6 protein-coding genes are annotated in these 7,002 nt (G+C 69.2%); all 6 read left to right on the plus strand.

The window, feature by feature from the left end; genetic code table 11:
* The first annotated feature begins 65 nt into the window (after nt 1-65).
* The 6 genes from AOK23_RS25915 to AOK23_RS25940 all read left to right on the plus strand — a co-directional run bounded on the left by AOK23_RS25915 (nt 66) and on the right by AOK23_RS25940 (nt 6,932).
* On the plus strand, nt 66-785 hold the full coding sequence (locus AOK23_RS25915; RefSeq protein ID WP_055715046.1) for an IS6 family transposase: 720 nt from the start codon (nt 66-68) through the stop codon (nt 783-785).
* Nucleotides 786-1,082: 297 nt separating this feature from the next.
* Nucleotides 1,083-1,841 (plus strand): hypothetical protein, encoded by a 759-nt coding sequence (locus AOK23_RS25920; protein WP_055715047.1) that lies wholly within the window; start codon nt 1,083-1,085, stop codon nt 1,839-1,841.
* A 730-nt stretch (nt 1,842-2,571) separates the two neighbouring features.
* Nucleotides 2,572-2,805 carry a hypothetical protein gene (locus AOK23_RS25925; protein WP_055715048.1) on the plus strand — a complete coding sequence of 78 codons (234 nt, stop codon included), beginning with the start codon at nt 2,572-2,574 and terminating at the stop codon, nt 2,803-2,805.
* Nucleotides 2,805-3,356 (plus strand): hypothetical protein, encoded by a 552-nt coding sequence (locus tag AOK23_RS25930; protein ID WP_055715049.1) that lies wholly within the window; start codon nt 2,805-2,807, stop codon nt 3,354-3,356. The genes AOK23_RS25925 and AOK23_RS25930 overlap by 1 nt, the downstream gene beginning before the upstream one ends.
* A gap of 1,030 nt (nt 3,357-4,386) precedes the next feature.
* Nucleotides 4,387-5,406, plus strand: a complete 1,020-nt coding sequence (locus tag AOK23_RS25935) for a bifunctional DNA primase/polymerase (protein ID WP_055715050.1) — start codon at nt 4,387-4,389, stop codon at nt 5,404-5,406.
* The gene (locus tag AOK23_RS25940; protein WP_055715051.1) at nt 5,403-6,932 is read left to right on the plus strand and encodes a DNA primase family protein; all 1,530 of its coding nucleotides are present in this window, start codon (nt 5,403-5,405) and stop codon (nt 6,930-6,932) included. The genes AOK23_RS25935 and AOK23_RS25940 overlap by 4 nt, the downstream gene beginning before the upstream one ends.
* Nucleotides 6,933-7,002: the final 70 nt, after the last annotated feature.

Consider the following 7,002-nt stretch of genomic DNA (forward strand, 5'->3'; position numbering starts at 1 on the left):
GGCGCTGTCACGTTGGCTGACCGGTGGGATGATCTTCTGGTTGATCGCGCTGGAGGTGGCTGTTCGTGGGGGCCGTGTCGCTGTCGTACAAGGGGCACCGGTACCCGGTCGAGGTCATCTCCCACTGTGTGTGGCTGTACTTCCGCTTCCCTCTGTCCTTCCGCGAGGTCGAGGAGCTGATGCTCGAGCGCGGCGTGACCGTCTCCTACGAGACGGTGCGCCGCTGGTGCGGCAAGTTCGGGCAGGCCTATGCCAACGCGCTGCGCCGCCGACAGCCTAGGCCTGGGGACAAGTGGCACCTGGACGAGGTCTTCATCAAAATCAATGGGAAACAGAGGTACCTGTGGCGGGCCGTCGACCAGGACGGCAACGTCCTGGACATCCTGGTGCAGAACCGGCGGGACAAGGCCGCGGCCAGGCGTTTCTTCCGCAGGCTGATGAAGAAGTGCCGAATGGTGCCGCGGGTGGTCGTCACCGACAAGCTCCGCTCCTACGGCGCGGCCCACCGCGAGGTCATGCCCTCCGTCGAGCACCGTTCACACAAGGGCCTGAACAACAGAGCGGAGAACAGCCACCAGCCCACCAGGCAGCGCGAACGCGCGATGAAGGGCTTCCGCGGCGTTGGTGCAGCCCAGTGGTTCCTGTCCGCGTTCAGCGGCATCTCGCCCCACTTCCGGCCCCGCCGACACCTGATGCCCGCACACAACTACCGCGCCGAGATGACCGTCCGCTTCGCCATCTGGGAGCAGATCACCGGCGTCGCCGCCCTCGCCACCGCGGCCTGAGCCCAGCCCGGAACCGGGCTCCACCACGCCACGATGCACCATCAGACACCTTCCCACCCAACAACGTGACAGCGCCGATCGACGCGATGGACCGCCACTGAGACCCCAGGCCCGACTCATCCGCCTCGCCAGCTACGGCGCGTCCGGTGACAACCAGCCTGCCTAGCTCCTCGCCGATGACAAGTAGCGTGCAGATCCAGTGACAACTGCCTTGCTACGCCTGGCACAAAGCGGCCCTCGCACAGCGCTCTGGCGGCGGTCCGTACCTTATTCCGCACCCTGAAATGCGAGGCCTTGATGAGCAGCCCCTGGCCGCCCCGGCGCATTCTTCGCCATCCCGTTCCCGGGCCAGTCGCGCCCCGCGAGCCGGTCGACCACGCCCGGATCGGACGGCGTGTGGTGTGCCGCCGGGCGAAGGGGATGACCGCAGCCGCCGTCGAAGCGGCCCTCGAGGACGCCCGCTTCGACGCGCGCCAAGACTCCCGCCATGAGCACCTCGCCGACGATGAACGCGGCCGGGCGGAGCTCGCGGAGTGGGAGCGCATCGACCAGTTGCTCGCCGCCGCAGCCCCGGACACGGTCTACGACCCGGACACCGACGACGTCGTCCAGGCCGAGCTCGCCGTCGACGCCGCGGCAGCCGCCGCCCGGGAAGCCGAGCTGCGCGAGGCCGCGCGGATCGCGGCCCGCGCCGATGAGCTCCAGGCGCTGCGCGAGCTCGGCACGCTGGAGCAGACCGAGCCCCGCGACGGGGACGAAGCCGTACGCGACGAACTCACCCGCCGTGCGGGCGGGTACGTCCAGGCCGACGTCGACGCCTGGCTCGCTCACGCCCTCGCAGCGCACCTCGGGCACTACCACGACCCGGCCGCCCGCGAGGCCGCCGCCGACCTTCTCACCCCGCCGGTCCTCGCGCACGCCGCGCTGCTCGCCCAACTCGCCCGCCTGGTCCCCAGCGTCGACGTCGACCAGCTGGCGTTCGCGGCCCGGCTCGCCACCACCGAACCCGAAGCCACAGGTGACCTCGCCGTGTTCCTCGCCCGCGCCCGGTCGTAGCGCAGTAATCGCACGGTCTGCTCCGACGCGCTCCTGCCTCACGCTCCGCTGTCCCCAGACCTCCAGCGCCTGGGGGACAGACCTGTGAGGGACCTGGGAGGCCGAGGCCGGAAATACCCCGGAACGCCTGTGATGTCTGGGAGGTGAGAGGGCTGTTTCCCCAGGCAGACGCGTTCCTGGGAGGTGACCTGTGAGCCTGGGAGGAAGCCGGGGAACAGCCGCTCTCGCGATCACCGAGGGTGACTGTCACGCTCACCGTTGTCACGCACCCCGATCCGGTTGTCACGCTGGCGGTTCGGCCCGGAATCACGGGCCCGCCCCCCGGATTCGGGCCACCTTGCCGATCAGCGTGACAGCCCTCTCAGAGTGACTACGGACCGCATCCGGATTCGATCCCTTGCCCGCCTGAACAGTCCGGCCGATCTGTGTCATCTGTGTCATCGACCCCCCGTTTTCCCAGGTGGACACGCTCACTGTGTCACTGTTCAGCTGATCTGTGTCATCGGGCAGCGGGCTGGCACCAGGACCCCGCAGCGCCCCCCGGGACCGAGATCTCTGGGTCCTGGGACCGGCGTTTCTCCCTGGTGGCCGCGGAACGCGCCGGAAGCTGGGTCCCACCTGGGTCCTGGGTCCGCTCCCTCGTACGAGCCGGTTCGTCCGGAGTGGTCCCCAGGGCCCGAGGCGGCCGATACCGTTGGAGCAGACGCCAGTTCTGCCCCTGGAGCCCTCGATGAGCGAACAGCCGGCCCCCGCCGACCACGCCCGGCAGCAGCTGGAGCCCGCAGCCGCCGACGGGTTGCGCGCGTACGCGGCCAAGACCCGCGCCAGCGCCGACCAGTTCGCCGCCGTCCTGGAGGACATCGCGGCCAACGGGCTGCCCTCGGTGGAGGACTGCACGCCGTGGGAGGAGCTGCGCGAGACCCATCTCGCCCGGCTCGCCGCGCAGCGCCCGGCCGTCGCCTGATGGCCCCGCGCCGCGCCCGGATCGCCTTCTCCGACTCCGCCGCCAAGCAGTTGGAGCAGATCACCAGCCGACAGCTCACCGGGCTCCGCCAGGTGCTGGACTGCCCCGCCACGGCGACCACGCTCCGGCAGGGCCCCGCCGCCGCGCCGGGGGAGCCGCCGGACTGGCTCGTACTCCTGTGCCCTGCCCACTCCGAGGCCCTGCCCGGATGGCCGGGCGCCGCAGCCGACACCGACGGGCTGCGCCTGTCGTGCGGGTCCGTCCTGGACTACCGGTCGGCCGAGCAACTGCTCCAGTCACACGCCGACCTGTGGCTGACGCCCCTGACCGGGGTGGACCCGAAGACACACGCCGGGGACTGGCCCGACGTCCTGGACCAGGCCGACCGCGTACTGCGCGCCCGCCTGGGCGAAGACGCCTCCGACGGAGACGAGACGCTGCACAGCCTCGCGATGATGCTCGGGATGGCCTCCCGGAACGCAGCCGATGGCGACCTGTACCAGGCGACCGTTCCCCTGGCCTACTGCGAGACCCTCGCCCAGCGCCTGTAGCCGCGGCCGCGCCGCACGTCCGGTCCGGTCTTGCACCCATCAGCCGGCTGCCGCCTCCGGGGCGCGGCCGGTGCTGCGCCGCTGGCTCCCCGCCGGGCCCGGCCCGGGGACGGCCGTTGCACCCCAATGTAGGTAAGTACTAGCGTCCGGCGGCTGCAACAGCGGCGCCTGCCCCCGTGGCTGTTCCTGGCCACTGCCTGGTGTGCACGCAGCACTGCCCCGGCTGGAGCCGCCGACTCCGGGAGTTCTTCTCAATGTGGTGCCGCGGCCGCGCCCAGACTCCGTGCAACGAGAGGCTGCTTCGGTCCCTGCTGTTCAGTCCCTGGAAAAAGTGCAGGTCAAAGAGGTGCAGAGCTCAGCCAAGGGACTCAAGGGACTCTCGCTTGGAATTATGAACAAGCCCTGTATGCGGGTACGCGCGGGCGCATGTGTTCATCTACAGGTACGCAGCTGGCGCATAATTAGGGATTCCAGTCCCTTGGGTCCCTTGCGAGTAGCCTATTGCTCCTCTGGCCTGCGAGAATGTTCAGGGACTGATGTGAGGGACCAAGGGTTGCAGCGGACCGCTTCGTCCCTGTCGGCCCGGTGGCGGGCCGACATTCGAAGCCGCTGGGAGCACCGTCGGCGATAAGTCCGGCGTAGTTGACGGCCCCGCTCAGGCGCCAGTCCCTGACACGGAGGGGCGCGCCCCCGTTAGTTATGTGCACTACGGTCCCTCCAGCCACTCCAATTCGGGCATAGTTCCTATAAGTTGTCTCGCGGAGTGGGTCAAGGGACCGGAGGGACTGTAAAGCTGGTATGCCGCCACGCGGGGGAGCTGCCCCCCACCATCGTCCTTGGGTCCTAGACTCTCTTCCGAAACACAGTCCCTACAGTCCCTTGGGTCCCTCACTCCAGCATGTGGCTACTGCCCCAGCTGGGCCGGTCAGGGACTGAAGGGACGAGAACCTCGAAGAAGGACAGACACGTGCTCGGCCCCAGCGCGACGAGAGTGCCTGCCGGCCCTGCGAGGCCTGCCACACCGCACGCCGTGGCCCGGTGGTGCGCCGAGCAGGGCTGGCCTGTCCATCCCCTTGCATCTGGCCGCAAGACCCCCGCAGCGAACTGCGCAGCCTGCAAAGATCAGCATCATCAGCCGGCCGACTGTGCCTGCCTTCCCGCAGGCCGTCCATGCCATGGTTTCCACGCCGCGACAACCAATGCTGCGCGCATCGACGCCTGGTGGTCTCGCACGCCGTCCTGGGGCGTCGGCGTCGCCTGCGGGGGAGCCGACCTGATCGTCATCGATATCGACGCGCACTCCGCGCCAGTCCCTGACCGCAACCGCCTCCTGCCCGGCATCGCCATCCACGACTCCGTCGACCTGCAGGGACTGGCGTCCGGCTTCGACACCCTCGCACTCCTGGCAGCACTCCGCCGACAGCCCAGCCCCGCCGACGACGACAGCACCCTGCGCGTACGCACCCCCTCCGGTGGTCTGCATGTCTGGTACCGAAACCCGCACCCAGCCACACGGTTCCGCTGCTCGACCGGATCCAGCTCCAAAGTCGCCCTGGCATGGCAGGTCGACGTACGGGCCGACGGCGGCTACATCGTCGCCCCCACCACCCGCACCGCCCAGGGGACGTATCTGCGTGAAGGGCCGACCCGACTGCCCGCACCCCTGCCTGAATGGCTCGGCGAAGAACTCGTCAGGACCGGCCACGTGATCCGGCGCCCAGCAGTCCGTCCCAGACCCGAGATCCCCCGCGCCCGCCGTCCCCGAATCGCCGCCGACGGGCACCGGATCCTGGATCCCTTGCTCATTGAGGTCGCCGAGTGCGCGGGCACACCTGAAGGCGCGGCCTTCACCGAGAAGCTCAACAAGGCCGCCTACACCGCAGGAGGACTCACGGCAGCCGGGCATCTCGACGAACCCACCGCGCGGACCCTGCTGCTCCAGGCCGCCGAAGCTGCGCGTCCTTGGCAAAGTGCCCGCAACGAACGCATCGTCGACGACGCCCTCGCCGCCGGGTCCGCCCGCCCGCTTCACCTCAAAGGACGTTCATGAGCAGCGCCGAGACCCCGCGCTTCGACGCCAGCGCCGCCGCTCAGCAGATGCTGGACCTCGAGCAAGCATCCTCACGGCCTACAGCCCTGCCCACCCAGGCCAACACCTCCCCAGCCACCCCTTCTTGGGCCCAGCCAGCACCCTTGCCCACCACGCTCACCGACCGCGGCAACGCCAAACTGTTCGTCAAGCTCTACCGAGACCAGTTCCGCCACGTCGAAGGCCTTGGCTGGTTTTCCTGGGACGGCTACCGCTGGAAGCGCACCGGCGGCGAGAAAGCCGCCCTGTGGGCTGCGGGCGAGATGGCCGAGGACATGCCGGACAGCGACCCGCGGGGCCTGTTCAGCGACCGCGAGCTCCACCACCACAAGAAGCGCACCCTGTCCACCACCGGGATGAAAGCCCTCCTCACCCAGGCCAAGGCCTCCCCAGACCTCTCCGTCGACCCCGACACCCTCGACGGAGACCCCTACGCCTTGTGCACCCCGGCCGGCGTCGTCGACCTGAACACCGGCCTGCTGCGAAAGCCGGACCCCACCCGGGACTTCCACTCCCGCGCCACCAGCGTCGCCCCGCAGCAGACCCCCACCCCGCGCTGGCACCGCTTCCTGCACGACACCTTCGGCGACGACGCCGAAGGCCAGGAAATGATCGACTTCCTGCACCTGCTGCTCGGCTACTCCATCACAGGCGACGTCGGCGCGCAGGTCCTGCCCTTCCTCCACGGACAGGGCAAGAACGGCAAGAGCGTCCTGCTCGACACCATGATCCAGATTCTGGGCGACTACGCCGACGCCGCCCCGCCCGGCTTCCTCATGGACCGCGGCGCGTTCTCCGAGCACTCCACCGAGCTCACCGAACTCCACGGCCGCCGGCTCATCGTCTGCAGCGAGCTCAAGCCCAACGACAAGTTCGACGAAGCCCGTGTCAGGCTCCTGACCGGCGGAGACAAGATCAAAGCCCGCCGCATGCGGCAGGACTACTTCTCCTTCAGCCCCACCCACCACCTGTGGCTACTCGGCAACCACCGCCCCGAAGTGTCCACCGGCGGCTTCGCGTTCTGGCGCCGCATCCGCCTGCTGCCCTTCGAACGCACCGTCCCCGACCACCGCAAGATCGACAATCTGGCCTTCGAACTCGTCCGCGACGAAGGCCCCGGCATCCTGCAGTGGCTCATCGAAGGCGCCCGCCGCTACCTCACCACCCGCGACAGCCTCGAAGGCCCCGACCGCGTCCGCATCGCCACCACCGCGTACGCCAACACCGAAGACCACATCGGCCGCTTCCTCACCGAATGCTGCACCCGCGACCTCGAGGCCCAACCCGACCTCCGCGTCGAACAAGGCCTCCTCTACACCACCTACGCCTCCTGGTGCAGCAGCGGCGAAGGCATCCGCCCCGCCGGCGCCCGCGCGTTCGCCACCCGCGTACGGCAGGAAGTCGGACTCGCCTCACCCACCGACATGATCAAATCGAACGGCCGCAAGTACTACCCCGGCCTCGCCCTGCTGGACACACCCTCATGAACCAACTCCCACCCCACCACAGCGAACCGCACCACAGCCGCGCCCCCCAGGGCACCCAGATGCCCCTACC

Source organism: Streptomyces torulosus, from assembly GCF_001419765.1.
Classification (GTDB): Bacteria; Actinomycetota; Actinomycetes; order Streptomycetales; family Streptomycetaceae; genus Streptomyces; species Streptomyces torulosus.